This is a genomic window from Leifsonia sp. Root112D2 (genome assembly GCF_001424905.1).
In the GTDB taxonomy this organism is placed as follows: Bacteria; Actinomycetota; Actinomycetes; order Actinomycetales; family Microbacteriaceae; genus Root112D2.
In genome coordinates this window covers 2,638,799-2,665,718 of sequence record NZ_LMCU01000001.1, presented here as the reverse complement: position 1 = coordinate 2,665,718, position 26,920 = coordinate 2,638,799, and the positions used below count along the sequence as shown (strand labels likewise).

Sequence of the window (26,920 nt, the reverse complement as noted above, 5' to 3'; positions counted from 1 at the left end):
CTTCAACGCCTCAGTGCCGCTCGCACGGCGAGTACCGTGCGATTCGCCGCGCCTGTCTTGCGCAGAATCGCACCGACATGCTTCTCGACAGTCTTCACGGAGATGTTCAACAGGCCGGCGATCTGCTTGTCTGCAAGACCTCGCTCGAGGTGAGTCCGCACCTCCTGCTCGCGAGCCGTGAGTCCCTCCTCATCGAGCGCACTCATCGAGACCAACGCAAGACTGCCGAAGAGTTCGGCCGCCATCGGTGCATCACCCCTGGCGGCCGCGACGAGCACGCGTGCAAGCCCCGGCGCGTCGACGTCGGCTGTCACGAAACCGACGGCCCCGCCCGCGGCCGCGTCACGAATGCGCTCATCATTCGCCGAGTCGGCGAGCATGACGACCGCGGCACCGGAATCCAGCGCACGCAGATAGGAGGTGAGACGCACACCGTCGACGTGGGGCATCGCGAGGTGCACGAGTACGACATGCGGACGCAACAGCTCGAACGCGTCGATGACCTGGGAGGACTCCCCGAGCTCCCCGACGACCTGGATATCCGGTTCCGCGAGCCCGAGCATGCGAACCAGACCGGCACGCACCATCGGGCTTTCATGCACGACGAGCACCTGCCATCGAGGGTGCGCAGCCCCCATGACCGCAGCGCCCGCCACAGGGAATTCAGCCCGCACCCTGGTACCCCAGCCGACGGTGGAATCAACCGTGACGAACCCGCCCAGATGAGCAGCGCGTGCCAACAGACCCTGGAGTCCCAGCGGGCGATCCGCAGGGTTCGCAATTGCCTCGTTCATCGTCGCCACGTCGAATCCGCGTCCGTCGTCTTCGATGAGGACGGTGACAGCATCGCCGCCGTAGACGAGTCCGACCCGCACGTGGGAAGCACGGGCGTGCTCGATGACGTTGGTCAGCGATTCCTGCACGATCCGGAACAGCTGGCGCACCGTTTCCGGGGGAAGTGCGCGGGTCTCGCCGATCACCACCAGTCGGCTCGTGACGGTCGTCGTCGATTCGACCCAGGCGAGCTCGAGCGCCATCGCCTCGCCCAGCGAATGCCCGTCCAACAGCGCGGGGCCGAGTCCCAGTACGGTGCGGCGCGTCTCGGTGAGGGCAGAGCCGGCCGCGATCCGGGCACGGGAGAGTTCGGCACTCGGGTCCCGGGCTTCGGCGTGGTCGCGCTCGGCGGCATCCAGGTGCAGCAGCACCGCCGCGAGCCCCCGTCCGACGGTGTCGTGCACGTCGCGGACCGCGCGCTCGCGCTCCGCCATGATGGCCGCCTCGCTCGCCCGATCCGTGGCGAGCGCGTGCAGGCGCGCGTTGGTTATCGCTATGGCGGCGTGCGTCGCGAAGAGCTCGAGCAGCGCCGCATCCTCCTGGGTGAATCGCCGTTGCGGATCCCGGCTGAAAATGACGCAGCTGCCGATGACGATGCCGTTCCACCTGATCGGAACGCCTATCACCCCGTGCAGCGCTTCGCGTTCGTCCTCGGGGATATGGCCGCCGCTCACCTCGGCGTATTCGTCGAAGATGACCGGGCCGCGCACCCGCACGACCTCACCCGTGACCCCTTCGCTGAGCGGGAAGGTCTGCCCCTCGAGACAACCGACGCCGAGGTCGACTTCCTTGCGGTAGACGCCCGCTGCCTCATCGACGGTGCAGATCGAGCCGCTGTCACAGTTCAGGAGTTCCATCGTGTGCCGCAGAATCCGCTCGAGAAGAGGCTGCAGGCTGAACTGCCCCGCCAGATCGGTCGCCATTGCGGACAAGGTGCGCAGCTGCGCGCGCAGGCGCTCCGGATCGGCCGTCGTATGTGGTCTCATCACTCACCCTTGAGGAATCAGGTGCGGGCGCTGCGACGCATCAGGCTGCGAGGCCCGCAGCTCCATCTTCTTCCCTCAGGGGCCACGACGCCAGCATGAGCGATCTCCGTCGCACGCGAGGGTAAGGGAATGGGCCGGCTGATACGCCGGGTTCTGTTCACGCTCGAAAGCGCTGGACGGCCATCTCTCTCGGGACTACGTTGCCGCAGCCCTCTAGCGGCCTACCCGGAAACGAGACGAGCAGCCTCATAGTTTCCTGTCTGACCTTGCTCCGGACGAGGTTTACCGAGCCGACCAGGTCACCCTGGCCGCTGGTGGTCTCTTACACCACCGTTTCACCCTTACCCCCGAACACGACCCGAAGGCCAGATTCAGCGGCGGTCTGTTTTCTGTGGCACTGTCTCGCGGGTTGCCCCGGGTGGGTGTTACCCACCATCCTGCTCTGCGGAGCCCGGACGTTCCTCGGCATCTGTGCCTTGCGACACGAATGACGCGACCGTCTTGCCGGCCCATTCCAGATTCAAGACTACAGGCCGGACTCCTCGTTGCGGATGAGAATGCAACTGCTCTCGGGGCAGAGCACAACGTCGTCGGGCGCCGCGCGGCGGATGGTGTCGAGGTCGTTCGCGTTCAGTGCGGTGTTGCTGCCCAGGGAGACGCCGCGCTGCAACAGTGCCGCGCCCGTTCCGTAGCGTGCACGCTGCTTCTCATACAACGCGACAAGCTCGGTCGGGATACCGCGCAGCACCGTTTCGCGATCGTCACCGAGCGCGGCACGCCGCGCGTCGAGCACTCCCAATTCTTGGCTTCTGGCCGATTCGAGCGCGTCAAACTGTGCCGTGAGTGCCGTGCGCTCCTCGTCGATGTCGGCGAGGGTGGCCTCGAGTTCTTCGATGCGCTCCATCACCGTGAGCTCGATCTCCTCCAGATCGGAGCGGCGGGTGCGCAGCGACGCCAGTTCGGTTTCGAGGCCCTGAATGTCCTTGACCGACGCGGTCTGCTGCAACCGGCCCGAGTCGCGGTCGATGCGCGCCTCGACCACCTCGACGTCGGACTCTACGCGCCGCAGCTCGATGCGCGCGTCCTCCAGCTCACCCGTACGCGCGGCATGTTTGGCTCGAACGGTCGCCAGTTGCGGCTCGAGCGCCGTGCGTTCGGCGTCCTGGGGCAAATTTCTGGCCGCATGATCAAGGCGCTGCAGGCCCGTGTCGATCGATTGCAGGCGCAAGAGTTCGTTTTGTTCGGCGGGGGTTGCTTTCACGGCGGTCCTGACGTTGATGACGATGTGGCGTTGTCTGAAGGCTGAGAGGGGTGCTGACTACTGTACGACGGCGAAATCCCAGGGGTCGGTGCGCAGCTCGCTCACCTCGACACGGATGCCGGGCAACGCCTCACGCAGTTGCCGGGCGGCGGTGTCGAGCCACAACCATTCGCTCGCCCAGTGGGACACGTCGATCAGAGCGGGCCCGCCACCGAGTCGCGCCTGTTCCCTGGCCTCCGATGCGGGGTGGTGGCGCAGATCGGCCGTGATGTAGACATCCGATGCGGTCACAGCAGGCTCAGCGAGATACGCGTCACCGGCCCCACCGCACAGTGAGACGGTTTTGATGGGCGCGTCGAAGTCGCCCGCGACCCGCACCCCGGATGCCGTCGCCGGCAAGATCTCCGCAAGGCTGCGGGCAAGACGGCCCAGCGTCGTGGGCTCGGTGAGAATACCGACCCGACCGATGCCGGTACCCGGTGAGGCGTCTGACGCCGCGGACGGGACTATCGGCTGCGTCTGCAGCAGGCCCAGCCTGTCTGCGAGCACGGCGGATGTTCCCTCGGCGACAACGTCCGCGTTCGTGTGGGCGGCGATCAAGGCGCAGTCGGCGCGGATGAGTCTGGCCAGCAGCGCTCCCTTGTAGCGGTTTTCGGCCACGGTCTTGACGCCGCGCAGCAGCAACGGGTGGTGGCTCAGCAGCAGCCCGTGACCGGAGTCGATGGCCTCGTCGACGGTCTCCGCAACCGCGTCGACGGCAAGCAGGATCGAGCCGATCTCAGCCGTGAAATCTCCTGAAAGTACCCCCGGCGCGTCCCAGTCTTCGGCGCCCGAAAGTGGCCAGAGCCGTTCGATCACGGCATTGACATCGGCGAGAGTGAAAGGCACATCACAGAGCCTACTTGCTTGCCGATGCCAGCGGATTTCGCTGCAGGGCTGCGTCGTTGTCCGCAGCCCGTCAGAGGCGGTCAGAGGCGGTCAGAGGCTGTCAGGGTCCAGATTCAGTGTCGTGCCCTTGTACAGGTACTGCTGGTCGCCGAATACCTGAAGATTCGCGTTCAGCCAGATGAGGTCGGCGATCGAAATGCCGAAACGCTGCGCGACCACGGAGGTGACGTCGCCCGGGGCGATGAGGTAACGCTTCGGGGCGCCACTGGCGGTTTGCGCCGTGACCTTTCCCGAGGCATAGGCGCGCGTGCCGGCGTCGACCGGGCGCACATTGGATGTACGCACCGGGATGCTCCAGTGCACGCTGTTCACGGCCAGAACCTTGTTCGGTCCGAGTTCCAAGGGAACGCCGTCAGCAGAGGCTGCCGACGAGTAGGTCACGAGAGTACCGAGGTAGGAGGGCTGGCTGGTGTCGCCCAGCAAAGCCGATGACGCCGGTGCAGCGGCAGCGGTCGGGCCGCCGAGTCGATGGTCACCGACTCCGTGGTACGTGAGTCCATCGCCGACACGCGGCGCAACATCGAGGAGGGTGACAGAGACCGGCACCGGAATCGTTGACGTGAAGCCGGAGTACTGCGCGGAGTACGTGTTGTCGCCGTTCGCGACAATGCGATAGTGAAAATGGATGCTCCCCTTCGGGGAGGCCACATCTGCCTGTGCCACGACCGTTCCGTGCGGAACGGGAGTCAGCGTCGGGGCGGGCGCCGGTGCGCTGACCGGCTCAGGGGTTGCCGCACGCGAGGCCGCCGGATCCGGGGCCGCGGTCGGGGCTGTCGGCAACGGCGTCGGGGTTGAGGATGCGGATGGGGTGGCCTCGGCGGTATGGCCGTGCTTCACGTGCGCGGCGGCTTTCGTGGCGACGGGGAAGCATCCGGCCAGCGTGGCCGTGAAAGCGACGGCGATGCCGATAGCGGCGATGCGTCGCCTCAGGCTCGTGTTCATGATTCCCCCACCACCGAATACTAGTGGGACGCGAAAGTGCGGCCCGGCGCGCGCGGCAGGGGGCGCCGGCGTCGTACCATCGTGGGGATGACATCGACGACGCCGCAGATTGCCACGCCGTACGAGGACCTGCTGAGGGAGGTGCTCGCCTCCGGCGCGGCCAAGTCCGACCGCACTGGAACCGGCACGCGCAGTGTGTTCGGTCGCCAGCTGCGCTTCGACCTGGCCGAGGGCTTTCCCCTCATCACCACCAAGCGCGTGCATTTCCCATCCATCGCCTACGAGCTGCTCTGGTTTCTGCGCGGCGAGAGCAACGTCGGCTGGCTGCGCGAGCACGGCGTCACCATCTGGGACGAATGGGCGGATGCCGCTGGCGAGCTGGGCCCGGTCTACGGGGTGCAGTGGCGTTCCTGGCCGACGCCGAACGGCGATCACATCGACCAGATCTCGCAGGTGATCCAGACGCTGCGCACCGACCCCGACTCGCGGCGCATGATCGTTTCGGCCTGGAACGTCGCGGACATTCCGCAGATGGCCCTGGCGCCCTGTCACGCCCTGTTCCAGTTCTATGTCGCAGACGGACGACTCTCCTGCCAGCTGTACCAGCGCAGTGCCGACCTCTTTCTCGGTGTTCCCTTCAACATCGCCAGCTACGCGCTGCTGACGATGATGATCGCCGAACAGGTGGGACTGAAGCCGGGCGAGTTCGTCTGGACGGGCGGGGACTGCCACATCTATGACAACCACGTCGAACAGGTCACCGAGCAACTGAGCCGGCAGCCGTACCCCGCGCCGACACTGCGTATTGCGAACAAGCGTGAACACGTCTTCGACTACGAGTTCGAGGACTTCACTCTCGAGAACTACCAGCATCATCCCGCCATCCGCGGCGCGGTTGCGGTGTGAGTGGCCTCATCTGGGCCCAGACGACCAACGGAGTCATTGGCCGAGACGGCGGCATGCCGTGGCACCTGCCCGAAGACCTGGCGCATTTCACACAGGTCACTGCCGGCGCCACGGTCGTGATGGGCCGCCGCACCTGGGACTCACTCTCGCCGCGCTTTCGGCCGCTGCCGGGACGGCGCAATGTCGTGGTGAGCCGCCAGCCGGGCTGGCAGGCGCAGGGTGCCGAGGCTGTGGCATCCGTCGAGCAGGCGCTCGCCGTCGATGACGACAACATCTGGGTGATCGGTGGCGCGCAGCTCTATGCGGCAACCATTGCTCTCGCCGATCGGCTCGAGGTGACAGACATCGACCTCGACGTCAATGGAGACACCATGGCGCCGGTTATCGGGGCCGAATGGGCGGTGACCGCGGCACAGCCGACGAACGGCTGGATAGAGTCGCGTACCGGCCTGCGCTACCGCTTCACGAGCTACGTGCGCGCCTGAGGTTCTGCCGGTCAGTCTTTGCGGTACGGGGCCTTGATCATGGCCACGGCGCCCATGACGCCGAGAACGAGCCCGACGGCCATGAATACCAGCAGATAGGCCCACTCAAACGTTTCCATGTGTTCAGTATCTCACTTACTCGCTGTCACTCGGGCGGTTCAGGCCGAGCTGTGAGCGCAGTTTTGCCTCGGCGTCGACATCGGCATGCGCCGCCTCAAGGTTGGCTTCGGCGACGGCCTTGATGACCTCTGCGCGCTGAATGCTGATGCCGCGAGGCGCATCGATGCCGATGCGGATGCCGTCGCCCCGCGACTCGAGTACCGTCACGACGATATCGTCACCGATGAGGATCTTCTCCCCCGGTTTTCTCGTCAATACCAGCACTCGGCCACCCTATCGCAGCCGAGGGTTCACAGCCGTGTCGCTGCAGCGGGCGCGCCGTCCACCCAGCCGACCGGAATACCGAGTTCGTTGACGGTAGCCGGGGTCGCCGTCGCCGACACTCCCGAGACGGCCAACGCATGCACCGGCGTCGCGGCGGCGATGGCGGTGACCCAGCGGGCCGTGTCGTCGAGCTTGCGACCGGCATCCACGGCGAGCCAGAGCTGATCGGCATCGATACGCGTCAGGGTGGTCACGGCCGATCGGGAGATTCCGACGCCGGGCGTGATTCCGAACGCCACGTACACGCACTGTTCGCCGCGAACGCCCTCGGCGCGTGCCGCGGTCGCTGTGCGCCTGTCGACGACGGTATCGTTCGTGGAAGCCGCCAGCGCCCCCGCGAGGCGTACATCGCTGCTTCCGGCGAGCGTCGCCATGGAACGGGCGACCGCGAGGGCGGCCTCCGCCACGCCAACGATGACCACCAGGTCACCGGCCGCCGCCGCGAGTGTGGGAACGACGGGAGGGGGCGCGGGAAACGCCGCGTGCGCATCCGGGCCCGACGCCGTATTGAAGACGAGGTTGTCCATGAGCGCCGCGAAGTCCGGTGCCTGGGTCGACAGCGTGGGGGTGGTGGAGGCCGCATGCAACGCGGCCTCCTCACCGTCCGCGCTCTCGAGCAGGGCCGCAAGACCGACCCGACTCGGCAGGTCGAACATCACGTGACCACCGGATGCGCGCTCCCCCTCGCTCTCACCGTCGACCTCGACCGTCGCCTCATAGTGGTGACGGGCGAAGAAGCCACGGATGCCCCCGACCGTGACTTTCTCTGCGGCTATCACCCGGGCGTTCGGTCCGTGCTCGGCCAGCACGCGCTCCCTCAGGGCGTGCAGGGACGGCGCCTCAAGCTGCAGCAATCTCGGCGACACGAACCACCCCCACGGTCTCGATATTCACGGCGGCCGAGGTGACCTCCTGATAGGAGAGCACGGGCATTCCACCCGTCTGGCCCGCCACAAGACGGCGGATGGCCGGTCTCAGCGCAGGTGCGCACACGAGCACGGCCGTCACCCCCTGCGCCTCAACCTGGGCGACAGCGGTGCGCAGCGAACCGAGCACCGCATCGATGCGGGCGGGATCCATGACGATCTGGGTGCCGGTTTCCGACGGCCGCATTCCCTCGAGCAGGCTCTGTTCCAGCAGCGGGTCGATCATGATCACGCGCAGCAGTGCACCGTCGAGGTACTGCGCGATCAGGGCGGGTCCGAGGGCCGTTCGAGCGGCCTCGATGAGACCCTCCGGATCGGTGGAGACCTTGGCCCTCAACAGCAGTGCCTCGTAGATGCGCGGAAGGTCGTTGATGGGAATCTGCTCCACGAGCAGGCCCTGCAGCACGCGCTGCACCTCCGCCAGGGAGAGGATGCCGGGAACCAGCTCGTCGACGGCCGAGGGGTTGATCTGTTTGACCCCCTCCGTCAGCACGCGCACGTCTTCGCGCGTCAGCAGTCGTGCCGCATTCGCCGTGACGATCGAGGAGAGGTGCGTGACGAGCACGGAAACCCTGTCGATCACCGTTGCGCCGGTCATTTCGGCGCCGGCCCGCATCTCGTTGGGCACCCATTTGCCGTTGAGCCCGAACACCGGCTCGATAGTGGCCGTGCCGGGCAGCGCGTCGAGGTTCTCTCCGAGGGCCAGCACCTTGCCGCCGGGAGCGATGCCGCGGCCCGATTCGACCCCGGCGATGCGGATCACATAGGTGGAGGGGGGCAGGTCCACGCTGTCGCGCGTGCGCACGGGCGGCACCACCACGCCCAGCTCCATGGCGATCTTGCGCCTGAGCGCGCGCACCCGACCGAGAAGATCTTCTGATGCGCCCGAGACGAGGTCGACGAGATCCGGCGCGAGCTGGATCTCCACGGCGTGCACCCGCATCGCTTCGATCAGGTCGTCGGTGGTCTCCGACGGCGAGGTGCCCTTGCCTGCGGCGGCAGCGGACTCCTCTGCAGCCTGTTTTGTCCGGCGCGCTTTGTCCATGCGTTGCGCGGCGATGATGAGGAATGCGCCCACGAGAATGAACGGGATCATGGGCATGCCGGGAATGAGCGCGAGTACTATCGCGGCGCATCCGGCAATGGTCAACGCCATGCGCGACTGCGTCAGCTGGGCGGATGCGCTCGAGCCCATCTCGGTGTCCACATTCGAGCGGGTCACGATCATGCCCGTGGAGACCGCCATGAGCAGCGCCGGAATCTGCGTGACGAGACCGTCACCGATCGTCAGAAGCGTGTAGGTGTTGATGGCGTCGCCGATGTCCATGCCGCGCTGCACCATGCCGATGGCGATTCCACCGACGATATTGATGATGATGATGATGATGCCGGCTATCGCGTCACCCTTGACGAACTTGCTCGAGCCGTCCATGGCACCGTAGAAGTCGGCCTCGGCCGCGACTCCCGCGCGGCGTTCGCGCGCCTGGGTATCGGTGATCAGGCCGGCGTTCAGGTCGGCGTCGATGGCCATCTGCTTGCCGGGCATGGCGTCGAGGGTGAAGCGCGCGCCCACTTCGGCAACGCGCTCGGCGCCCTTGGTGACCACCACGAACTGGATGACGACCAGGATCAGGAACACCACGGCGCCGATGATCATCGAGCCGCCCACGGCCACATGCCCGAACGCGGCGATCACCTGGCCGGCGTAGCCCTCCCCCAGCACCAGCCGGGTCGATGCGACGTTGAGACCGAGCCGGAACAGCGTCGCGACCAGCAGCAGCGAGGGGAAGACGGAGAAGTCGAGCGGTTTCTTGACGAACATGGTGGTCAGCAGGATGACCAGGGCGAAGAGGATGTTGATGATGATGAGAAAGTCGAGCAGCCATGCCGGCACCGGCATGATGAGCAGCATGATGATGCCGACGACGCCGACAGGCACCGCGAGCTTCGCGAGATTTCGTGTCTTCATGTCAGTTCCCCTTGATGGATGATTCGGCTTGAATCGTTCTGGTGCGCCCGGTCATGCGGCGGCCGCGGTCATGGCGTGCATGCCTCTCGAGGCGCCGCGGGATTTGAGAGCCATCACGAACGCGAGCACGCGCGCGACGGCGTTGTAGAGTTCGAGCGGAATCTCCTGGCCGATCTCGCAGGAGGAGTGCAGGGCGCGGGCCAGGGCGATGTCCTTGACCATGGGCACATGGTCGGTCTCGGCCTGCTCGCGGATGCGTGCGGCGATGATGCCGGCCCCCTTCGCCACAACACGGGGCGCCGACTTTCCCGGCTCGTATTTCAGGGCCACCGCGATGTGTGTCGGGTTGACGAGCACGACATCCGCACCGGAGATCGCCGCGATCATGCGGTTGCGGCTCATGGCGAGCTGTCTCGAGCGGCGCTGCGACTTGATCATCGGATCACCGTCTGAACTGCGGTGTTCGTCTTTGATCTCCTTCTTCGTCATGCGGGTCTTCTTGCGGTTTCGCCTGATGATCACGAACACATCGGCAACGGCCAGCAGGAGCCCGACCATCACAGCCACCCGCAACATCGTCGCGACTCCCTCTCCGGCCGCGTCGAGCAAAGCGGTCACCGGCAGCCCACCGGCGCCCATGAGCACGGGCATGAGCGACTGGATCGCCGAGTAGAGCACGAGACCGAGCACCGCGGTCTTGAGCAGCGCCTTCACGCCCTCCCACAGGGCGCGCGTGCCGAAGACCCGCTTGACACCGCCCACCAGATTGAACTGTTCGAACGAGCCCCTGAACTTCTTGGGGTGGATGCCGCCCTGCAGGACCGAGCCGCCGAGCGTGGCTATCACCACCACGAGGAGAATCGGCGAGATGGTACCGAGAATCGAACCGAGGCCGTCGCCGAGCGCCTGAACGGCGAGCATCGGGTCCGCCTCGGTTATGGCGGTGCGCACCGTGACGAACTGCGCGGTGCCTGCCGCGGCGGCCGTCGCGATGGTCACCGGCATCATGAGTGCGGCGGCGCCGACGCCGAGCCAGGCCGTCAGGTCTTTCGAGGTGGAGAGCTGGCCCTTGTCGCGCACTTCCTTCATGCGCTTGGGGGTCGCGGCCTCGCTGCGTTCACCGGAATCAGAATCAGCCATCAGTTCACCCCCACGAGAGTTCCGACGGCATTGCCGGTCAACGACGCCACCACGCGCGGCATGGCCACGAAGACGACGCCGGCGAGCATGAGCGTGAGCAGGATCTTCAGCGGGAAGCCCATCGCGAAGGCGTTGAGCGCGGGGGCAACGCGCGTGAGCAGGCCGAGGCCGGCATCCGCCAGAAAGAGCACGACGATGAGCGGCCCGGCGATCTGTACCGAGGCGAGGAACATCTGGGTGACGGCGTTCATCATGGCCGCAACAGGTTGCGTGAGATTGAGTTCGCCTCCGAGCGGTATCGCCGTGAAACTGCGAGTGAGCCCGCCGATGATGAGCTGGTAGCCGTCGGAGGCGAACAGCAGGGCGATGGCCGTCATCTGGAACAGTCGAGTGAACTGTGCGCCGTTGATCATGGATTGCGGGTCGAACGCCTGCGCCATCTGGAAGCCGCCGAACATGTCGATGAGGCTGCCCGCCGACTGCACGGCAGCGAACACCAGCATGACGAGAAAGCCGAGAGCGGCACCGATGACGGCCTGCACCACGAGCGCCACGAGGAACCCGCCGGTGTCGGGCGAGACAAAGTCGTGCGTCACGGTGGGCGCGACAGCGAGGGACAGGCCGACCGCGAGCATCCCCTTGATGCGCAATGGGAAGGCGTTGGATGAGAACGGCGGGGCGATCATGATGAAGGCGGTCATCCGCACGCAGGCGAGCAGAACGGCCTCGAGCCAGCCCACGTCGAGGTGAAAGTCCATCAGCCACCGCCGAGCAGATGAGGAATGCGGGCGAACATCTCATTCGTGAACGAGACGATCTCGGAGATCATCCAGTGCCCGGCGACGAGCAGCGCCACGGCGACCGCGACGGCCTTCGGCACGAACGCGAGCGTCACCTCCTGGATCTGCGTGATCGACTGCAGCAGGGAGATGGCGAAGCCGACGACAAGCGCCGTGATGAGAATGGGCGCCGCAAGTTTGGCCGCGACGAGGAGAGCCTGCATGCCGATGTCCATGACGGCGTTGGTGTCCATCAGCCGCTCCCCTGGTAACTCGTGATGAGCGACTGGATGATCAGTCCCCATCCGTCGACGAGGATGAACAGCAGGATCTTGAATGGCAGCGAGATCATCACGGGCGGAAGCATCATCATGCCCATCGACATGAGTGCGGCCGACACGACGAGGTCGATCACCAGGAATGGCACGAAGATGACGAAACCGATGATGAACGCGGCGCGCAGTTCGGAGATCATGAACGCCGGAATCAGAGTGGTGATGTCCACGCTGGCGGCATCTGCGGGGTTCGGCAGGTGCGCGGCCCTGGTCATCAGGGCGAGATCCTCCTCGCGGGTGTGCGCGAGCATGAAGGTGCGCAGGGGCCCGGATGCCGCCTGCACCGCTGCGTCGAACGTCATGTGCCCGTTCATGTACGGCTGCAGGGCATGAGTGTTGATGTCTGAGATGACCGGAGCCATGATGAACAGTGACAGGAACAGCGCAAGGCCCGCGAGCACCTGATTCGGCGGGATCGACGGCAGCGCCAGCGCGTTACGGGTCATGGCCAGCACCACGAAGATCTTGGTGAACGAGGTCATCATCATGAGCAGTGCCGGGGCAACGGAGAGCATCGTGATGCCGAGCAGGGTGACTATAGCGTCGGCGGGCTTGCCGTTCGGCCCGTTGATCGAGATGGAGAGACCGCCCGGGTCCGCGGGCGGCGTCGGAGTGGTCGGCGGGGCGGGATCGATCGGCGCGGCGTGAGCGGCAGTGGCGGCCACGAGAACCATCACGGCGATGCACACGAGTGCCACGGCGACCAGCGCGAGAGGGCGAGCCAGCCGGGTGAGCTTCGTGGGCAGCCGAAGACGCCCCGACTGAACCATCACCGGCTCTGCCGCAGGGCGGCGCCCGTCTGCTTCCAGGTGGCCGGGGACAGGATGGAGCCGCCCAGCTTGCCCACAGCACTGCGATCACGCCGCGGGCGCAGCATGGCGACCGGAGAAGCCCCCGGTTCCCCCGTGCCGCTTGGAACCGTGGTGCCACTCGAAACTGCTGCGGAGTGCGCGGCGATCGAGCGCGCCGGCATCGTGGCCTCCTGAAGAGACTGCGCAAACTCGTCCGCCGTGGAGCGTTCCTCGGGAACGTCGGCGCTGTGCAAGACGCTCACGGTCTGGTCGGTCACGCCGAGCAGCAGTCGGGTGCCGTCAACGTCGACCATGATGACGTTCGCACGCCTGCCCACACTCTGTCGGCCGACCACCGTGATGCTCCCCGCCGCCGCGCGCTTGCCGCCGCGCTTGCCCAAACGGCGCTGCAGCAGCCAGAGCAGGGCGAGCACGGCCGCGAGCGACAGTGCTACCCGCAAGGCGAGAAAGACGGTGTCCATGCTTTTTAGATGTCCGCCACATCGAGAATCGAGGTGATGCGCACGGCGTAGTCCTGGTCGACCACGACGACCTCCCCGTGCGCGATGAGCCTGCCGTTGAGAAGGATGTCGGCGGGTGCGCCCGCGGACCGATCCAGCTCGATGACCGCGCCCGGCTCCAGCGCGAGCAGGTCGCGCACCGACATGCGGGTGCGACCGATCTCCACCGTCAGGGCCATCTCGACGTTGCTGATGCGGCCGAGCTTGCCCACAACGGACCGGTCGTCGGAGGCAGTGCTCTGCGCGACGGTTCCGTTCTCACGCAGCCGAATGGCGACCCAGCCCGCGCTCTCGCCGGCCGCGAGCAGCTCGAACACCGTCGCTTCCGGGTCGGAGAACAGGGCGGGAGCCTCCTCGAGAATGCCGGCCCCAAGAACGCCGGTGCCGAGCACAGCGGATGCCGCCTCCAGCGCCGGGTGCAGCACATCCACTATCGAGACAGACGGCCCGTCGCCTCCGGCCGCCGTCGCCAGCGCGTCGCCATCGGTCAGGGCTATCGCAAAATCTGCGGACGTCGCGCCGACGAAGGATGCGACAACGGCTGAGCCGACGATGACGCTCGCCGCGCTGTCCTCGAGGCGTCGCGCCTCGAGCGGCTCGGCCGAGGGCAGCTGCCGCAGCAGCGCGTCGATGGCGGCTTCGTGAAGGTTCTGGCCGAGAGCCGGCTGAACTGCTGTGGTCATTTCGATTACTCCTTGGATGTGACGACGACGCAGGCGAGCCGGGAGCCGTTTGCTCCGACGGCGGCGCGGGCAAGCGGCAGCCCGTCAACCGCGAGGTCGAACGGACGGTGCTGGGGGTGTGGCAGCGGCAGCAGGTCGCCCGCCGCGAGATTGAGAATCATGCTGGGCCGCACCATGGCGGGCTTCAGCTGCAGCGAGACCTCGACGGGCACATGTGCGATCTGCGCCTGCACCAGCTCCCGGGCATCCAGCGTTGAATTGACGGGATTCGCCTGGCCGAGCTGCGGCAGCAGCACTTCGGCGGGAATGGCCAGTGTGGCGGGCGTGAGTTCCTCACCCATGCGAATCGTGAAGGAGGCAACGATCATGAGATCGCCCGTCGCCGCCGCCTGGGCGAATTGCGAGTTGTACTGGATACCGTTGACGCTCACGCCGTTCACGAGCAGGGAGCCAAGCGAGTAGCGCAGATCCTCGAGCGCATCGTCCATCAGGCGGCGTATCAGCACCTGCTCGAGCGGGGTGAACTTACGCTCGGGCATGGTCTGCACGCCGTTGCTGCCGAGCATGTGCGACACCCACGACAGGGCGGCCGTTGTGGGAAACTGGAAGACAGCCTTGGGCTCGGTGTCGGTGATCTCGCACAGCACCATCGCGGTCTGCGCGGGCAGCCCCGCGGCGTACTCGTCGTACGCCGACATGATCACCTGTTCGCAGGAGACCTGGGTGACAACACGCACCTTGGCGGTGAGCTGTGTACCCCACTGGCGTGCGAAGGTCTCGAAGGCCAGCTCGAGCACGCGGGAGTGCTCGCGGGCGAGCGTGGTGGGTCGGCGGAAGTCATAGACCTCCGCCACCGTGGGCGCTTTGATGGGCGCGCCCGATACCGCGTGTTCCTGGACCGTCACGCAGCACACTATCGGCCGCCCGACCCGTGCGGTTAGGCGAACACCTCGCGCGCACCCGGGCGCGCACCTGTTAGGGGCCGCCGGGCTGCGCCGTGCCTGCCGTCGCGGCCCCTTTCGCAGCGGCCCCTTTCGCAGCGGCGGCCTGACGTTGCTTGAGAATGCCGGGGATCAGTGCGCGTACCTCCTCCGGCTGCTGGGAGAGCACGACGATATCGACCCGCCGATTCTTGGCGAGCGCGGCATCCGAGCTGCCGGATGCCAGCGGCCGGCTGTCCCCGTAACCGACCGCCGCGATCCGCTGCGGCTTCACCCCGCCGGTCTCCACCAGGTGCCGCAGCACCTGGGTGGCACGCCCCGTGGAGAGTTCCCAGTTGGTAGGGAACGGGTAGGAAGCCGTGCGGGAATCCGCGTGTCCCTCCACTGACACGTCGTAAACCGTGGCTGCGAGCGGAGGGGCGACGGCATCCAACACCTGGATCGCCTTGTGCGTGAGGTCGACCTTGTTCGTGGCGAAGAACGTCTCCGAGCCGATCAGGCGAATCGTGAGTCCGCGCTGGTCGAGCCCGAGGTCGACGGCGCTCGCCAGGCCTTGCTTCGCCAGTGCCGCGTGGATTTTCGCCTCAAGAGCGGTAAGAGCGTCGAGCTCTTTGGCCGCGAGTTCGGCATCCGTGAGCGCGGTATCGATGGTCTTCGTGTCGGTGAAACCCTGCGCCTTGTCGTGCAGCTTCTCGGGCGGAACCACGACACCGGTTGCCGAATCGATCTTCTCGGTCTTGGTGGTGCCGAATCCCGTGGCGAGGGAGTTCTTCAACTCCTGGTACTTGTCTTTGTCGACGACCGACATCGAGAAGAGCACGATGAACATGCACATCAACACGGTGACCATGTCCATGTACGACGCCATCCAGCGCTCGCTCGTGTCGTGTTCGGGTTCGGCCTCGGCCCCGCGGCGCCGACGCCCCCGGGCGCTCATGCGGCCTGCGGCAGCGCGTATGCCGGTACCATCGCACGCAGTCGCTCCCCCAGCAGACGGGGCTGGCTGCCTGCCTGCACCGCCAGGATGCCCTCCATCAGGAGCGTCATACGCTCCACCTCCAGCTCAGAGAGCCGCGAGAGGCGTGCGCCGATAGGAAGCCAGAGAAAGTTGGCCGAGAGCAGCCCCCACAGGGTGGCTACGAATGCGCTTGCAATCGCGGGCCCGAGGGTCGCCGGGCTGTCCAGATTCTCCAGAACGTGGGTGAGCGAGACAACCGTGCCGATGATGCCGACGGTCGGCGCGTAGCCGCCCATCGTGGCGAAGAACTTTGCGGCCGTGCGATTCGAGCGCGCCTGGGTCGCGATCTGGTCTTCGAGCATGATGCGCAATTCCTCCGCATCCGTGCCGTCGGCGATGTTCTGCAGGGCATCCTTCAGAAAAGGGTCGTCGACGCCCTCCGCCTCCTGCTCGAGGGCAAGCAGGCCGTTCCTGCGCGCCGTCTCGGCGAGCGAGACCACCTGGTCGATGATGGCCTGCGGCGGGCTTACCTTGCCCTTGAACGCGCGCGGGAGCGCCTTGACGGCCAGCAGCGCGTCCTTGATGGTGCCGCTCGCGATGCCGACGGCCACCGTGGCCCCGAGTACGAAGATCATGGGGGCAGGAATCAACAGCGAGGTGATGCTCGCCCCGTCCATGACCACCATGGTCACGAGCGCGCCGAACGCGAGCACCATGCCGATGAGGGTTGCCGGATCCATCAGATCCCCCTTGCGTGAGGAAGCGGTGTCGGATGTGTGTCAACCACCGGGGCGGCATCCGGTACGGCGACCAGGCCGGGTCGCTGGTTCAGCGGCTGCTCGACCTCAATGGGAAGCGCACGGGCCAGGGCAATGACATGAGCCCGATAGCCCGCGATCATCTCGATGATCTCGGCCATGGTCTCGGTCACGATGTACGTGGCGCCGTCGACCATGACGAGGGTGGTGTCGGGATGCGCGTGGATGCGTTCTATGAGGTCAGGGTTGACCGCAAATTGACTGTCATTGAGTCGAGTAACGACGATCATGCGCTCATCCCTGAATTCTTAGCGCCAGCCTTCCTGGCCCGACCGGCTCCGCCGATCTGCGCTTAACCAGTACTGTCGGCCGCCCCAGCGTTGCCGTTAGGCATCGTGGGCGGCCGACAGTTGTCAGCGATAAAGAACGAATTATCGCTTGAGGTTCGTCAGTTCCTGCAGCACCTCGTCTGAGGTCGTGATGATGCGGGCGTTGGCCTGGAAGCCGCGCTGGGCGACGATCAGGTTGGTGAACTCCTGCGAGAGGTCGACGTTCGACATCTCGAGGCTGCCTGCGGTGAGCTGACCGAGTCCGTCTGCACCGGCCGTTCCGAGCGCCGCGGTTCCGGAGTTGACGGTGGCACGGTAGGCCGAGGATCCCGCCTTCTCCAGGCCGCCGGGGTTCACGAAGTTCGCCAGGGCGATGCGACCGATAGGTTCGGTGTCTCCATTGCTGAAGGTGCCGATGAGCGTGCCGTCCTTGGAAAGGGTGAAGGTGTCCAGCGTGCCTGCGGCGCGGCCGTTCTGCTCGGCGATGCTCACCGTGGTGATTCCCGCATAGCCCGTGAGGCCGGCAAGATCGACGGCAATCCCATTCACCGGGGTGAGGGCGCTCGTGTTGAGCGTTCCATCGGCGTTGAACGTCACCGAGCCGGTGACAGCCGCGCCGCCGGCCGCGTTCGCCGAGATGTCCCAGCCCGTTGCGGCATTCCGCGTGAACGTCAGTGTCAGGTTGCTGGCCTTTCCGGCCGCGTCGTACACCTTGATGTCGCGCACGAGTTCGGTGCCGACCGCGGCATCCGAGGGCAGGTTGCCGGTGACCGCTGAGGTGGTTGTCACCGCTGCGGGAGACACGGCCTTGAGCGGCAGCGTCAGGTCGCCGGTGGCTCCGCCGGTCGACACCACGCCGTTGACGGCCGGCCACCCCTGCAGGATCGCGCCATCCGGGGTCACGAGGCGCCCGTCGGAGTCGGGGTTGAACGATCCGGCGCGGGTGTACAGGGTCTCGTTGCCGACCTTCACGGTGAAGAATCCGTCTCCGGAGATCATCATGTCGGTGGGCTTACCCGTGGCCTGGGCCGACCCCTGGGTGAAGTTGGTGGCGATGCCCGCGACCTGCACGCCGAGTCCGACCTGGGCCGGGTTGGTGCCGCCGATCGTGGCCTGGGGGCCGCTGGCACCCTGCTGCAGCTGCGAGAGCGTGTCCTGGAACTGGGTCGAGGAGGACTTGAACCCGGTCGTGTTGACGTTGGCGATGTTGTTGCCGGTGACATCGAGCATGGTCTGGTGCGAACGCAGGCCCGAAATGCCTGAATACAGTGAGCGAAGCATGAGGTGCTGCCTTTCAGTTGGTGGTTGTTGCGGGAGTCGTGGTGTCTGCTGGAGCAGTGGTTTCTGCGGTGGTTGGCGTGTGTTTCACGCCCGAGATGACGTCGAGCGGAACGTCCACGCCGTCGACGGTGACCTGGGGAACCGGGCCAGCGAACGACACGGCGCTCGCAATTCCGCTGACGGTCTCGCCGTCCTTGCCGGAGTACGTCACCGTCTGACCGACCATGGCCGATGCGGCGATGCGCATCTGCAACGAGAAGTTCTCGTTGCTCGTCGTGGTCTGCTGGGTCATCTGCTCCATCATGGCCAGCTGGGTGGTCTGCTGAATCATCTGGCCGGTGTCCATCGGCGAGCTCGGATCCTGGTTCTTCAGCTGGGCGACGAGCAGGCTCATGAAGGCCTCGGCGTCGAGGCTCTGCTTGGGCGCGCGGGTCGGCGGCGTCGCGTAGATGCCGTTGGTCACGGGGGGCACGGTATCGATGGGCATTACTGGTCTCTTCTCTGCTGGCTTCTCCAGCGGGCTGGAGGGTCGTGGGTCTCAGACGAGAACGTCAATGGTGGATGTCGAGGCGAGCGCGTGACGTGCGTGAGAGTCACGCACATGCGGCGGCTCGGCCGTTCGCGGGTTGGTGTCGGCGTTACCGTCGGCCGTCTGACCGGGTACGGGGCGGTCGCGTGCCGCCGCCTGTCCCCCGGCATCCGACGGCTGGTTCTGCGACGACAGGTTCAGTTGCGCGTTCATGCCGCCAGCCGCAAGATCGCGGCGCAGATCGTTCAGAATCCCGCGCAGCGCGTCCCGTCCGCCATCGCTCGGCGCGAAGAGTTCGACGCGCACGCCGTCGGTGCCGACGTGCGCCCGCACGGTGACGGGGCCGAGGGCATCCGGCGTGACGGAGACCGTGAGCACGTGATCACCGGGCTTCGCTCCCGCGAGAGTGAAGAGGGGTGCGGCAATCTGGGGCGCGAGCGGTGTCGGAGTCGGCGGCGCGGGTGCCGGGGCGGATGCCACGGGTGCGGGCGTCACGAGTGGCTGGGCCGACGGCGCTGCAGGCATGACGGGCGGGAGCTGCGTTGTTGCGGCATCCGCTGCGATGCCGGTTGTCGGCATCGGCGCCGCCTGGGCGTGCTCGGCGGCCACAACAGGAGTGTTCGACACCGCGGTCGCCGGCACGGCGGCCGGTACCGTCGGGGCGTGGCCAGCCGCGGGCGTATGCGGGGTCGGCGCAGCCGCAGCCGCGGGTGCCGCAGGAGCAACCGGTGCGGTTGTTGCGCTCGGGGTTGTTGCCTGCGGCTGTGCACTCGCCGCCGCTGACGCCGCGCCGACAGGCACGGTCGGCGCGGCCGGTGAAGGAGATGCTCCGGTCGCGGAGGCAACGGGGGCGGTCGACGGTCCGGCGGATGCCGATGCTGTGGATGCTCCTGCTGCGCCCGGCTGCACGGCGGCTGTCTGTACTATGCCCGTCTGTGCAGCGAGTGCTGGCACGACCGACGGCGTGCGACTCGACGGAGGTGACGCGACGGGGGCCGCGGGTGCGGCCGGCGCCTGGGTGATCGAGGCCGTCGCCGTCACGCCGCCCGCGGCCGGAGCGACTGTTGCTGGCACGCTTGGCGTCGTCCCGGACGCTTCGGCAGGCTCAGCGACCGGGACGGGGACCACCGTGGCAGCTGCGGATGCCGCCGCCTGCGTCGCAGTGCCGGGAACAGGCATGCCGAGAGAAGTCGGTGCAGGCGCGGCCGGGGCGGCCGCGGAGGCCACGCCCGCATCCGTCGTGGTGGCCTGTGCATTGTCGTTGTGGTGATCGGACGTCTTCGCGTGCCGGGGCGACTTCGGCGCGGTGGCGTCGTCGCGACGTTGATTGCCCGGCGCGAGAGCATCGCGCAGAGCGGCGCCGAAGGCGTGGCCGTCTGATCGCGTGGCACTCGACGCGGGCGGAACGGAAGGCGCGGCCGGCTGAACCGGGAGCGAGGGCATGGGCAGACTCATGACAGTGTTCCCGTCGCCATGGCGGCCTGGAGGGCGGCCATGAGGCTCGTTGAATCGGACGACGTCGACAGCGAGGCCGCCGACGAGCTCGCGGAGGCCGCGGACGACGCCACGGACGAGGCGGTGGATGGCACGATGCGCCGGATCGTTCCGATCTGATCATCGGTGAGCCAGTTGTCGACCATCTGCACGTTGCGCCCCTCGCTGGGCGCGTGGATGACCTTGCCATTGCCGGCATAGATCACGATGTGATCGTTGCCCTTGAGCACTATCAGGTCACCGGGCTGCGCCTGGGCGAGCGAGGGCACCTCGGTGCCCACCGTGGCCTGATCCTGAACGACCCGGGGCACGCTCACGCCGAGATCGGCGAAGACGCGCTGAACGAGTCCGGAGCAGTCGACACCTGACGCGTCCTCTCCCCCGAAGACGTAGGGAACGCCCAGATACTTCTTCGCGTCGGCGACGACGTCGTTACCCGTGGCTCCGGCCGGGTTCGCGATGCCCGTCGATGCGCCCTGCGCCCCTGAAAGCGCCTGGGCGAACGCGGTAGCGCTGGCCGACGCGCCGCCGGCGGTTGCCGACGCGCTCGTGCTGCTCGCGACATCTTTCGGACCGAACAATTGTGTGAGGGTGGACTGGATCTGCTGCATCGAGCCCACGGCTTCCATCACGGTCATCGCGTCGCCTCCGGGGTCGCTCGGTGCCATGACGTCGAGGCGATCTCGTCTATCACGGCCTGCTCGGCATGCAATTCTTCGTTCGCCACCGCGACGGCGTGTCGCGTCTGCAGTTTCTCCAGGCCGATCGAGCGCGCACGGGCCTCTTCGTAGACGGCACGGGCGGCATCGACGTCGGCCTGCTGGGTCTGTCGCAGCGCGTCGAGGTCGGCCACCATGCTGCGTGAGGATGCTCGCGCCGCGGCTATCGCGTCGAGCGTCGAGACGTCAAATGCATCGATGGGTGTCGCACCGAGTGCGGCCCGCGTGCGGCTGCGACGTTCGGCGTTCTCGCGCAGTATCGCGTGTGCCCCCGACAGGCGTGCCTCGGCCTGCTCCTGCTGCAGGTGGCGCAGCCGCAGCAGACCGGCGAGAGAAAAGGCGCGTGCCATCTCTAGATCCCCATCCCTTCGGTCAGCGCGGTCAGGCGCGCCCAGGCGACATCCGCGGCCACCTGCTCGTCCATCCCCTGGCGCAGAAAGCCGTCGATGGCCGCCTCGTGATCGAGGGCCGCGTCCACGAGGGGGTTGGTGCCGCGCTGGTATGCGCCCACATCGAGCAGGTCCTGTGCGGACCGCCGAGCGGCAAGCACCCGGCGCAGAACGCCCGCGACGGCGGTGCGTTCGCGGGAATTGACGCGGGAGGCGACCCTGGAGATGGAGGCCAGGGCATCCACGGAGGGAAAGTGACCGACGACCGCGAGCTTGCGGTCGAGCACGACGTGGCCGTCGAGAATCGAACGCGCGGAGTCGGCGACCGGCTCATTGTGGTCGTCTCCGTCGACCAGCACCGTGTACATGCCGGTGACCGAACCGCGCTCGTCCGTGCCTGCGCGCTCGAGCAGCTGTGCCAAAACAGCGAATGTCGACGGTGGATAGCCCCGGGTTGCGGGCGGCTCGCCCACCGAGAGGCCGATCTCCCGCTGCGCCATCGCCACACGGGTGAGCGAATCCATCATGAGCATGACGTCTTTGCCTTCGTCGCGGAACGACTCAGCGATGCGGGTGGCCACGAAAGCCGCACGCAGACGCATGAGGGCGGGCTCGTCCGAGGTGGAGACGACCACAATCGAACGCGCGAGCCCCTCGGGCCCCAAGTCATCCTCGAGAAACTCGCGGACCTCGCGGCCGCGCTCACCCACGAGGGCTATCACCGAGACCTCGGCGCTCGTTCCCCGGGCGATCATTGAGAGAAGGGAAGACTTACCCACGCCGGATCCGGCGAACAGGCCCATGCGCTGGCCCTTGCCCACGGTAGTAAGCGTGTCGAGCACGCGCACGCCGAGCTGCAGCGGCGTGTCGATGCGGGCGCGGTGCATGGCCGACGGCGTCTCGTGGTCCAGCGGCACCATCGCGCTTGTCTTGAGCGGCCCTTTGCCGTCAATGGGGCGGCCGAGCCCGTCGAGAACCCGCCCGAAGAGCCCGGCGCCGGTCGGCACCAGTACAGGTGTTCCCTTCGACCGGGCGGGCGCGCCGGCGTTGAGGCCGCCCATCCTGGCCAGCGGCATGCACCGGATGCTGTCGCGGGTCACCGCAACGACCTCGGCTTCCACGCCGACGCCGTCCCCGATGCGCACGACATCGCCTATCGCACCGTGCAGGCCACTGATCTCGACGCCGAGGCCCACTATTGACGAGACCACTCCGACGCGTTCCGGGCGGGCTGCGGCAAGTGCAGCGCCGAAGTTCTCGGCCCGCGGACGCCAGGCGGTGGCCGTCGGGCTCATGAGATTCCCTCCGCGAGAGCCGCGCGCACCCGGTCCAGCGCCGCGCCGATGCGCGCGTCGAGGTAGCCGTTGGGCAACTCGGCGACGGCATCACCGGATGCCATTGCCGCGTCTGCCTGCAGCCTGACTCCGACGGCCACGGCGGCGCGCGTCTCCTCGTCAAGCGAGGCGAGATCGGCGGGGCTCATACGCACCGTGACCACGGCATCCGCCTCGGCATGATCGAGGGCCCTCTTCAACGCAGAGAGCGCGGAGTCGGGGGTGGTGGCGAGTTCCCGCCCGATGATGGCCTCAGCGATGTCGACAGACGCCGCGGCGAGCACACTCTGCGCATCCAGGAGTACGGGGGCAAGCCGCGAATCGAGGGCCCGGGCGGCCGTATCCAGCGCGGCCAGCGCGGCCTCGACGCGACGTGCGTTCTCCAGCGCCGTGCGCTGCGCGTCGGCCTCGAGGGCCGCCGCACGCTCGGCAAGCTCGACGGCCGCGGTCTTCAGCCCGGCGGCGTATCCAGCGGCGTGACCGCTCACGCGCGCCCGCGCCTCGATGCTCTCCCTGCCCCTGTCGCGCAGGGAGGGAAAGGCAAGGCTCGCGAAACCGGCGTCAGTCGACATATTCTTCCTCGTCGCCGCGCTGCACGGTGATAATGCCCTGTGCCTCGAGGTCGCGAATCGAGCGAACGACCTCGGCGCGCGCCTCCTCCACCTGGGAGACGCGAACCGGCCCCAACGCGTCGATCTCCTCGTCGAGGAGCTCGCGATTGCGTTCCGAAAGATTGGTGCGAATCGCCTCGGTGACGGTCTCGGTCGAACCCTTCATGGCCGTGGCGAGCACATTCGCGTCTATGCCGCGCAGCACCTGCTGCACGTCACGCGCCTCGAATTTCACGATGTCGGCGAAGGTCAGCATGCGCGAACGCACCTCGTCAGCGAGGGCGGGATCCCGCTCGTCGAGTCCGTCGAGCAGCGCCCGCTCCATCGCGACATCCGAACGGTTCAGAATCTCGACCAGCGGCTGCACGCCGCCCACGATCTCGATGGCATCCCGCGGGGAGACGACGGCTCCGGCGCGCACCTTGAGGGTGTCGGCGACGACGCTGACCGCCTCGGGAGTTGCCGTGCCCATCGTGGCGATGCACTGGGCCACATCGGTGCGAAGCGGGTCAACGAGCGCCGAAAGTACTGCGGATGCCTGGTCCGGCCGCAGGTGCGCAAGCACGAGCGCAATGGTCTGCGGAAGTTCGCCATCGAGCAGGCTCGAAATCTGGCCGGACTCGGCCGCGTCGAGAAACTCGAAGGCCTTGCCCGCCATCGACGAGGCGACCCTGCTCATCACGCCGGCTGCCTTCTCCGCGCCGAAGGATGCCTCGAGCAAGCCCGTGGCGAAGTCACGCCCGCCGCGCGACTGCCAGCCACCCTGCACCGTGAGGTCGTGGAATTCGAGAAGCGCCTGTTCGGCGGCAGCGGAGTCCACCTTGCGCAACCGCACCAGCTCCGCGGCAATCTCCTCGGCCTCGATCTCGGAGAACTCGCGCATCACCTGCGCGGCCTGCTCGTGGCTCATGTTCATCAGCACCACAGCGACCTTCTGGGTGCCGGTCAGTACCGTCGTCCCCTCGCTCATACGGTCTGCCGATCATCCATGAGCCCGCGAAGGAATTCGGCGGCGCGAGAGGGGTCCTGCTCGGCAAGCGCGCTGATCTCGGCGCGCTTCAGATCGAGGTCGGAGGGCGTGCCGGTGCCGAGTATTGCGGTCGGCAGCTCGGAGGGCGAGGAGGCGGTGAGCGGCAGCGTCGGTGCGGCGGCGTCGATCGCCGGCGCCGGAGCATCCGTCAGTGTCCAGTCCTCGACGGCCTCGCGGTGCTGCCGGCGAGAACGACGCGCGTACAGGATCAGGCCAAGTGCCAGTGTCAGAACGATGCCGAGCACGATCATTCCGGTCTGCAGGATGCCACTGAACTGGTCTGCCGCCTCCTGCTTCTTGGCCGCATCCAGTGCCGCGGCCGCCTGTTTGGCCGCCGCCGTGTTGAAGTTGACGACCTTCACCGAGACCGTGTCGCCCCTGTTGGTGTCGACACCGGCCGCGGCCGTGACGAGCGAGGTGAGGTCGTTGACATTGATGTCGCGAGCGGCCTTCGAGTCGACGGCCACGGAGACGGTCTGGCGCGAGATGGCACCGGCAGGAATCGTGCGCGTCTCGGTGACCGTGTCGACGGCGTTGTTCTTGGTGACACTCTCGGAATCGAAACTGCCGTCGCTCGAGCCGCCCGAGGGCACGGCGATGTTGTCGGGTCCGAGTATGCCCGCCGACGTTCCGCCGGTGCCCTTGTACGTCTCCTTCTTGCTGGATTCGTTCAGCGCCGGCGCGTTCGTGGGCGTTCCGTAGCTCTTCTCGGTGCGGGTGGCGGATTCCTTGTTCACATCCGCGGCGACCACCACCGTCGCGTTGCCGGCTCCGACCACCTTGTCGAGCATCGTCTGCACCGCCGTGCGCACGCGCTCCTGGTAGTCGCCCGCCTGCTGGTCCGCGCTGCCCGCTACACCGGTGCCGACCGCGGAGAGCACGGTGCCCCGGGAATCGATCACGCCGACATCCGTGGGTGCCATGCCGTCGATCGACGCACTGGTGAGGTGCACAATCGCCTGAACCTGCTCGGTGGTGAGCGTCACCCCTGCGGTGGTTTCCACGAAGACGGATGCCGTGGGGTCCTTCTTCTCCGACGAGAAGACCGTGTCCTTGGGAATGGCCAGCTGCACGGACGCCGTCTGCACGCCCTTCATGGCAGAGATCGTCTTAGCGAGCTCGCCCTCGAGGGCACGCTTGTAGGTCACCGACTGTTGAAACTCGCTCGAGGTGACGCCCATCTTGTCGAGAAGCGCGTAGCCGCCCGTGCTCGACGACGGTAGTCCGGCCGCGGCCGCCTTGAGGCGCTCGTCGTACACGCTGGCCTCCGGCACGAGCACGGTGGCCCCGCCGTTGGCGAGTTCGTAGCTCACTCCGTCGGTACGCAACTGCTCGACGACGGCGTTGGCGTCCGCGCCGCTCAGACCCGAGAACAGGGGCGTGTACGACGGCTTCATCGCCCAGCTGGCGAGCGCAATCGAGCCCATGACGAGCACGGCGACACCGATGATGGCGATCGTGCGCTGGGCAATGCTGAAGCCCTTAATGCTGGCGCCGAGACGGCGCAGCGCTGAGCTGACGGGAGCCGGCATCAGGCCTGCATCCTCATGATCTCGTTGAAGGCGTCAACGGCCTTGTTGCGCATCGCCGCAGCCAGTTCGATGCTCACCTGGGCACGGGTCGCCGCGATGGTGGCGCTGTGAATGTCGTCGAGGCCCCCTGTCGCTGCCGTGATCGCGAGCGAGTCGGAGGTGGACTGCAGGGACTGCAGGTTGTCGACGGCGCCGGTGAGGGCCGTCGCGAAACCCGAGCCGTCGCTCGCCGCCGCAGACATGCTCGGCGTGACTGCTCCCGCCCCCGCGAGGGCCTGAATGGAACCGATGGCATCAATGGGCATGGTCATTTCCCGATCTGGAGTGCTGCTTCGTAGGTTTCCTTGGCACGGTCGACCACGGCGGCGTTGGCCTGGTAGCCGCGCTGCGCCATGATGAGTTCGCCCATCTGCTCGGCCATATCGACGTCGGGATATCGCACATTGCCGTCGGCGTCTGCCAGGGGGTTGTTCGGGTCGTTCACGATGACGCCGTTGGCATCGCCGTAGGCAGTTCCCGCCACATAGGCTCCGGAGGTTCCCTCGCCGGCCTGCGCCATGATGTAGCGAGCCTGGAATGCCGGCCCGCTCGTTGCCGAGGCGTTGTTCGCGTTGGCGAGGTTGTCGCTGATGGCATCGAGCCACTTGCGGTGCAATGTCAGGCCGGTTCCGGCAATGCCTATCGCGTCGAAGGTCATCAGTTCGTCCTCATCGCGGCACGAACGCCATTGAAGAGATTGCCTTCGGCCTGTGCGGCGAACTTGTAGCGCAGCACGGTGTCGATGTTCGAGAGCGTCTCGGTGTCGAGGTTCACGTTGTTGCCATTGAGCCGGGTGGGCTCCAGCGAACGCTGGGAGGTCGCCGCGGCAGTGCCGTCACCGGCCTGGACCGAGGCGGCGAGAGCATCCTCAAACGACACCCGCTCAGCATGAAAATTGGGGGTGTTCACATTGGCGATGTTGTTGGCTATCGCCTTCTGCCGCAGCGCCAGGCCGTCGAGTGCGCTCGACAGGGCGGCGGAGGTCACGGAATTGAGCACGTCTACTCGTTCCTTACGAAGGGACGG

The 26,920-nt window shown here is 66.9% G+C and carries 31 protein-coding genes and 1 other RNA gene; 2 read left to right on the top strand and 30 right to left on the bottom strand.

What is annotated here, in order from left to right:
* Positions 1–2: 2 nt before the first annotated feature.
* From ASC63_RS12465 to ASC63_RS12450, 5 genes are all read right to left on the bottom strand, one after another.
* On the bottom strand, positions 3–1,820 hold the full coding sequence (locus ASC63_RS12465) for a hybrid sensor histidine kinase/response regulator transcription factor (protein WP_055813812.1): 1,818 nt from the start codon (positions 1,818–1,820) through the stop codon (positions 3–5).
* A gap of 126 nt (positions 1,821–1,946) precedes the next feature.
* Positions 1,947–2,332, bottom strand: an RNA gene (gene rnpB / locus ASC63_RS13865) — RNase P RNA component class A.
* A gap of 14 nt (positions 2,333–2,346) precedes the next feature.
* Positions 2,347–3,081, bottom strand: a complete 735-nt coding sequence (locus tag ASC63_RS12460) for a zinc ribbon domain-containing protein (protein ID WP_055813809.1) — start codon at positions 3,079–3,081, stop codon at positions 2,347–2,349.
* A 57-nt stretch (positions 3,082–3,138) separates the two neighbouring features.
* Entirely contained in the window at positions 3,139–3,969 is an 831-nt protein-coding gene (locus ASC63_RS12455) for a Nif3-like dinuclear metal center hexameric protein (protein ID WP_055813806.1), read from the bottom strand.
* Positions 3,970–4,059: 90 nt separating this feature from the next.
* Positions 4,060–4,971, bottom strand: a complete 912-nt coding sequence (locus tag ASC63_RS12450) for a LysM domain-containing protein (protein WP_157487671.1) — start codon at positions 4,969–4,971, stop codon at positions 4,060–4,062.
* Positions 4,972–5,058: 87 nt separating this feature from the next.
* Here ASC63_RS12450 and ASC63_RS12445 point away from each other — a divergent pair, with 87 nt between their 5' ends.
* Complete coding sequence (locus tag ASC63_RS12445; protein ID WP_055813804.1) at positions 5,059–5,877, top strand: thymidylate synthase; 819 nt, start codon at positions 5,059–5,061, stop codon at positions 5,875–5,877.
* The gene (locus ASC63_RS12440; RefSeq protein ID WP_055813801.1) at positions 5,874–6,362 is read left to right on the top strand and encodes a dihydrofolate reductase; all 489 of its coding nucleotides are present in this window, start codon (positions 5,874–5,876) and stop codon (positions 6,360–6,362) included. The genes ASC63_RS12445 and ASC63_RS12440 overlap by 4 nt, the downstream gene beginning before the upstream one ends.
* 135 nt (positions 6,363–6,497) lie before the next feature.
* On the opposite strand, the gene ASC63_RS12435 is transcribed toward ASC63_RS12440, so the two are convergent.
* The 25 genes from ASC63_RS12435 to flgB all read right to left on the bottom strand — a co-directional run bounded on the left by ASC63_RS12435 (position 6,498) and on the right by flgB (position 26,893).
* The gene (locus ASC63_RS12435; RefSeq protein WP_055813798.1) at positions 6,498–6,746 is read right to left on the bottom strand and encodes a carbon storage regulator; all 249 of its coding nucleotides are present in this window, start codon (positions 6,744–6,746) and stop codon (positions 6,498–6,500) included.
* 26 nt (positions 6,747–6,772) lie between these two features.
* Positions 6,773–7,672, bottom strand: coding sequence for a hypothetical protein (locus tag ASC63_RS12430; RefSeq protein WP_157487670.1), 900 nt, complete (start codon positions 7,670–7,672; stop codon positions 6,773–6,775).
* Positions 7,647–9,701 (bottom strand): flagellar biosynthesis protein FlhA, encoded by a 2,055-nt coding sequence (locus tag ASC63_RS12425; protein WP_055813791.1) that lies wholly within the window; start codon positions 9,699–9,701, stop codon positions 7,647–7,649. The genes ASC63_RS12430 and ASC63_RS12425 overlap by 26 nt, the downstream gene beginning before the upstream one ends.
* Positions 9,702–9,752: 51 nt before the next feature.
* Complete coding sequence (locus tag ASC63_RS12420) at positions 9,753–10,841, bottom strand: EscU/YscU/HrcU family type III secretion system export apparatus switch protein (RefSeq protein ID WP_055813790.1); 1,089 nt, start codon at positions 10,839–10,841, stop codon at positions 9,753–9,755.
* Complete coding sequence (locus ASC63_RS12415) at positions 10,841–11,599, bottom strand: flagellar biosynthetic protein FliR (RefSeq protein WP_055813787.1); 759 nt, start codon at positions 11,597–11,599, stop codon at positions 10,841–10,843. Before ASC63_RS12415 ends, ASC63_RS12420 begins: the two co-directional genes overlap by 1 nt.
* Positions 11,599–11,874: a flagellar biosynthesis protein FliQ gene (gene fliQ / locus ASC63_RS12410; RefSeq protein WP_055813785.1), complete on the bottom strand. Its 276-nt coding sequence runs from the start codon at positions 11,872–11,874 to the stop codon at positions 11,599–11,601. The genes ASC63_RS12415 and fliQ overlap by 1 nt, the downstream gene beginning before the upstream one ends.
* Positions 11,874–12,725 (bottom strand): flagellar type III secretion system pore protein FliP, encoded by an 852-nt coding sequence (fliP, locus tag ASC63_RS12405; protein ID WP_055813782.1) that lies wholly within the window; start codon positions 12,723–12,725, stop codon positions 11,874–11,876. Before fliP ends, fliQ begins: the two co-directional genes overlap by 1 nt.
* A complete protein-coding gene (gene fliO, locus ASC63_RS12400; RefSeq protein ID WP_055813778.1) occupies positions 12,725–13,228 on the bottom strand; it encodes a flagellar biosynthetic protein FliO in 504 nt (167 codons plus the stop codon). Before fliO ends, fliP begins: the two co-directional genes overlap by 1 nt.
* 5 nt (positions 13,229–13,233) lie before the next feature.
* Positions 13,234–13,950: a flagellar motor switch protein FliN gene (gene fliN / locus ASC63_RS12395; protein ID WP_055813775.1), complete on the bottom strand. Its 717-nt coding sequence runs from the start codon at positions 13,948–13,950 to the stop codon at positions 13,234–13,236.
* A gap of 5 nt (positions 13,951–13,955) precedes the next feature.
* Positions 13,956–14,855, bottom strand: a complete 900-nt coding sequence (locus ASC63_RS12390) for a flagellar motor switch protein FliM (protein WP_235492239.1) — start codon at positions 14,853–14,855, stop codon at positions 13,956–13,958.
* 70 nt (positions 14,856–14,925) lie between these two features.
* Positions 14,926–15,828, bottom strand: coding sequence for an OmpA/MotB family protein (locus ASC63_RS12385; protein WP_055813772.1), 903 nt, complete (start codon positions 15,826–15,828; stop codon positions 14,926–14,928).
* Positions 15,825–16,589, bottom strand: a complete 765-nt coding sequence (locus ASC63_RS12380) for a motility protein A (protein WP_055813768.1) — start codon at positions 16,587–16,589, stop codon at positions 15,825–15,827. The genes ASC63_RS12385 and ASC63_RS12380 overlap by 4 nt, the downstream gene beginning before the upstream one ends.
* The gene (locus tag ASC63_RS12375; protein ID WP_082487579.1) at positions 16,589–16,897 is read right to left on the bottom strand and encodes a flagellar FlbD family protein; all 309 of its coding nucleotides are present in this window, start codon (positions 16,895–16,897) and stop codon (positions 16,589–16,591) included. The genes ASC63_RS12380 and ASC63_RS12375 overlap by 1 nt, the downstream gene beginning before the upstream one ends.
* A gap of 141 nt (positions 16,898–17,038) precedes the next feature.
* Positions 17,039–18,217 (bottom strand): flagellar hook protein FlgE, encoded by a 1,179-nt coding sequence (locus ASC63_RS12370; RefSeq protein WP_055813764.1) that lies wholly within the window; start codon positions 18,215–18,217, stop codon positions 17,039–17,041.
* A 13-nt stretch (positions 18,218–18,230) separates the two neighbouring features.
* Complete coding sequence (locus ASC63_RS12365; protein ID WP_055813761.1) at positions 18,231–18,704, bottom strand: flagellar hook assembly protein FlgD; 474 nt, start codon at positions 18,702–18,704, stop codon at positions 18,231–18,233.
* A gap of 51 nt (positions 18,705–18,755) precedes the next feature.
* The gene (locus ASC63_RS16135) at positions 18,756–20,201 is read right to left on the bottom strand and encodes a flagellar hook-length control protein FliK (protein ID WP_082487577.1); all 1,446 of its coding nucleotides are present in this window, start codon (positions 20,199–20,201) and stop codon (positions 18,756–18,758) included.
* Complete coding sequence (locus ASC63_RS12350) at positions 20,198–20,908, bottom strand: C40 family peptidase (protein WP_235492237.1); 711 nt, start codon at positions 20,906–20,908, stop codon at positions 20,198–20,200. Before ASC63_RS12350 ends, ASC63_RS16135 begins: the two co-directional genes overlap by 4 nt.
* The gene (locus ASC63_RS12345; protein ID WP_055813753.1) at positions 20,875–21,309 is read right to left on the bottom strand and encodes a hypothetical protein; all 435 of its coding nucleotides are present in this window, start codon (positions 21,307–21,309) and stop codon (positions 20,875–20,877) included. The genes ASC63_RS12350 and ASC63_RS12345 overlap by 34 nt, the downstream gene beginning before the upstream one ends.
* Before the next feature lie 2 nt (positions 21,310–21,311).
* Positions 21,312–22,643: a FliI/YscN family ATPase gene (locus tag ASC63_RS12340; protein ID WP_055813751.1), complete on the bottom strand. Its 1,332-nt coding sequence runs from the start codon at positions 22,641–22,643 to the stop codon at positions 21,312–21,314.
* Positions 22,640–23,254 (bottom strand): FliH/SctL family protein, encoded by a 615-nt coding sequence (locus ASC63_RS12335; protein ID WP_055813748.1) that lies wholly within the window; start codon positions 23,252–23,254, stop codon positions 22,640–22,642. Before ASC63_RS12335 ends, ASC63_RS12340 begins: the two co-directional genes overlap by 4 nt.
* Complete coding sequence (gene fliG, locus ASC63_RS12330; protein WP_055813745.1) at positions 23,244–24,263, bottom strand: flagellar motor switch protein FliG; 1,020 nt, start codon at positions 24,261–24,263, stop codon at positions 23,244–23,246. The genes ASC63_RS12335 and fliG overlap by 11 nt, the downstream gene beginning before the upstream one ends.
* Positions 24,260–25,855, bottom strand: coding sequence for a flagellar basal-body MS-ring/collar protein FliF (gene fliF / locus ASC63_RS12325; RefSeq protein WP_055813742.1), 1,596 nt, complete (start codon positions 25,853–25,855; stop codon positions 24,260–24,262). Before fliF ends, fliG begins: the two co-directional genes overlap by 4 nt.
* Positions 25,855–26,160 (bottom strand): flagellar hook-basal body complex protein FliE, encoded by a 306-nt coding sequence (fliE, locus tag ASC63_RS12320; RefSeq protein WP_055815485.1) that lies wholly within the window; start codon positions 26,158–26,160, stop codon positions 25,855–25,857. The genes fliF and fliE overlap by 1 nt, the downstream gene beginning before the upstream one ends.
* Before the next feature lie 2 nt (positions 26,161–26,162).
* Positions 26,163–26,552: a flagellar basal body rod protein FlgC gene (locus ASC63_RS12315; RefSeq protein WP_055813737.1), complete on the bottom strand. Its 390-nt coding sequence runs from the start codon at positions 26,550–26,552 to the stop codon at positions 26,163–26,165.
* Positions 26,552–26,893, bottom strand: coding sequence for a flagellar basal body rod protein FlgB (gene flgB / locus ASC63_RS12310; protein WP_055813734.1), 342 nt, complete (start codon positions 26,891–26,893; stop codon positions 26,552–26,554). The genes ASC63_RS12315 and flgB overlap by 1 nt, the downstream gene beginning before the upstream one ends.
* Positions 26,894–26,920 lie beyond the last annotated feature (27 nt).

What these genes read in the sequence shown, in the direction of transcription:
- ASC63_RS12385 (WP_055813772.1), bottom strand. Translation starts at nt 15,828, where the DNA reads ATGAGCGCCCGGGGGCGTCGGCGCCGCGGGGCCGAGGCCGAACCCGAA.
- ASC63_RS12425 (WP_055813791.1), bottom strand. Translation starts at nt 9,701, where the DNA reads ATGAAGACACGAAATCTCGCGAAGCTCGCGGTGCCTGTCGGCGTCGTC.
- ASC63_RS12315 (WP_055813737.1), bottom strand. Translation starts at nt 26,552, where the DNA reads ATGACCTTCGACGCGATAGGCATTGCCGGAACCGGCCTGACATTGCAC.
- ASC63_RS12350 (WP_235492237.1), bottom strand. Translation starts at nt 20,908, where the DNA reads ATGGCACCGAGCGACCCCGGAGGCGACGCGATGACCGTGATGGAAGCC.
- ASC63_RS12445 (WP_055813804.1), top strand. Translation starts at nt 5,059, where the DNA reads ATGACATCGACGACGCCGCAGATTGCCACGCCGTACGAGGACCTGCTG.
- ASC63_RS12340 (WP_055813751.1), bottom strand. Translation starts at nt 22,643, where the DNA reads ATGAGCCCGACGGCCACCGCCTGGCGTCCGCGGGCCGAGAACTTCGGC.
- fliE (WP_055815485.1), bottom strand. Translation starts at nt 26,160, where the DNA reads ATGCCCATTGATGCCATCGGTTCCATTCAGGCCCTCGCGGGGGCGGGA.
- fliG (WP_055813745.1), bottom strand. Translation starts at nt 24,263, where the DNA reads ATGAGCGAGGGGACGACGGTACTGACCGGCACCCAGAAGGTCGCTGTG.
- ASC63_RS16135 (WP_082487577.1), bottom strand. Translation starts at nt 20,201, where the DNA reads ATGAGTCTGCCCATGCCCTCGCTCCCGGTTCAGCCGGCCGCGCCTTCC.
- fliP (WP_055813782.1), bottom strand. Translation starts at nt 12,725, where the DNA reads ATGGTTCAGTCGGGGCGTCTTCGGCTGCCCACGAAGCTCACCCGGCTG.
- ASC63_RS12370 (WP_055813764.1), bottom strand. Translation starts at nt 18,217, where the DNA reads ATGCTTCGCTCACTGTATTCAGGCATTTCGGGCCTGCGTTCGCACCAG.
- ASC63_RS12450 (WP_157487671.1), bottom strand. Translation starts at nt 4,971, where the DNA reads ATGAACACGAGCCTGAGGCGACGCATCGCCGCTATCGGCATCGCCGTC.
- fliN (WP_055813775.1), bottom strand. Translation starts at nt 13,950, where the DNA reads ATGACCACAGCAGTTCAGCCGGCTCTCGGCCAGAACCTTCACGAAGCC.
- fliO (WP_055813778.1), bottom strand. Translation starts at nt 13,228, where the DNA reads ATGGACACCGTCTTTCTCGCCTTGCGGGTAGCACTGTCGCTCGCGGCC.
- ASC63_RS12415 (WP_055813787.1), bottom strand. Translation starts at nt 11,599, where the DNA reads ATGGACTTTCACCTCGACGTGGGCTGGCTCGAGGCCGTTCTGCTCGCC.
- ASC63_RS12345 (WP_055813753.1), bottom strand. Translation starts at nt 21,309, where the DNA reads ATGGCACGCGCCTTTTCTCTCGCCGGTCTGCTGCGGCTGCGCCACCTG.
- fliQ (WP_055813785.1), bottom strand. Translation starts at nt 11,874, where the DNA reads ATGGACACCAACGCCGTCATGGACATCGGCATGCAGGCTCTCCTCGTC.
- ASC63_RS12375 (WP_082487579.1), bottom strand. Translation starts at nt 16,897, where the DNA reads ATGATCGTCGTTACTCGACTCAATGACAGTCAATTTGCGGTCAACCCT.
- ASC63_RS12365 (WP_055813761.1), bottom strand. Translation starts at nt 18,704, where the DNA reads ATGCCCATCGATACCGTGCCCCCCGTGACCAACGGCATCTACGCGACG.
- ASC63_RS12420 (WP_055813790.1), bottom strand. Translation starts at nt 10,841, where the DNA reads ATGGCTGATTCTGATTCCGGTGAACGCAGCGAGGCCGCGACCCCCAAG.
- fliF (WP_055813742.1), bottom strand. Translation starts at nt 25,855, where the DNA reads ATGCCGGCTCCCGTCAGCTCAGCGCTGCGCCGTCTCGGCGCCAGCATT.
- ASC63_RS12465 (WP_055813812.1), bottom strand. Translation starts at nt 1,820, where the DNA reads ATGAGACCACATACGACGGCCGATCCGGAGCGCCTGCGCGCGCAGCTG.
- ASC63_RS12335 (WP_055813748.1), bottom strand. Translation starts at nt 23,254, where the DNA reads ATGTCGACTGACGCCGGTTTCGCGAGCCTTGCCTTTCCCTCCCTGCGC.
- ASC63_RS12380 (WP_055813768.1), bottom strand. Translation starts at nt 16,589, where the DNA reads ATGGATCCGGCAACCCTCATCGGCATGGTGCTCGCGTTCGGCGCGCTC.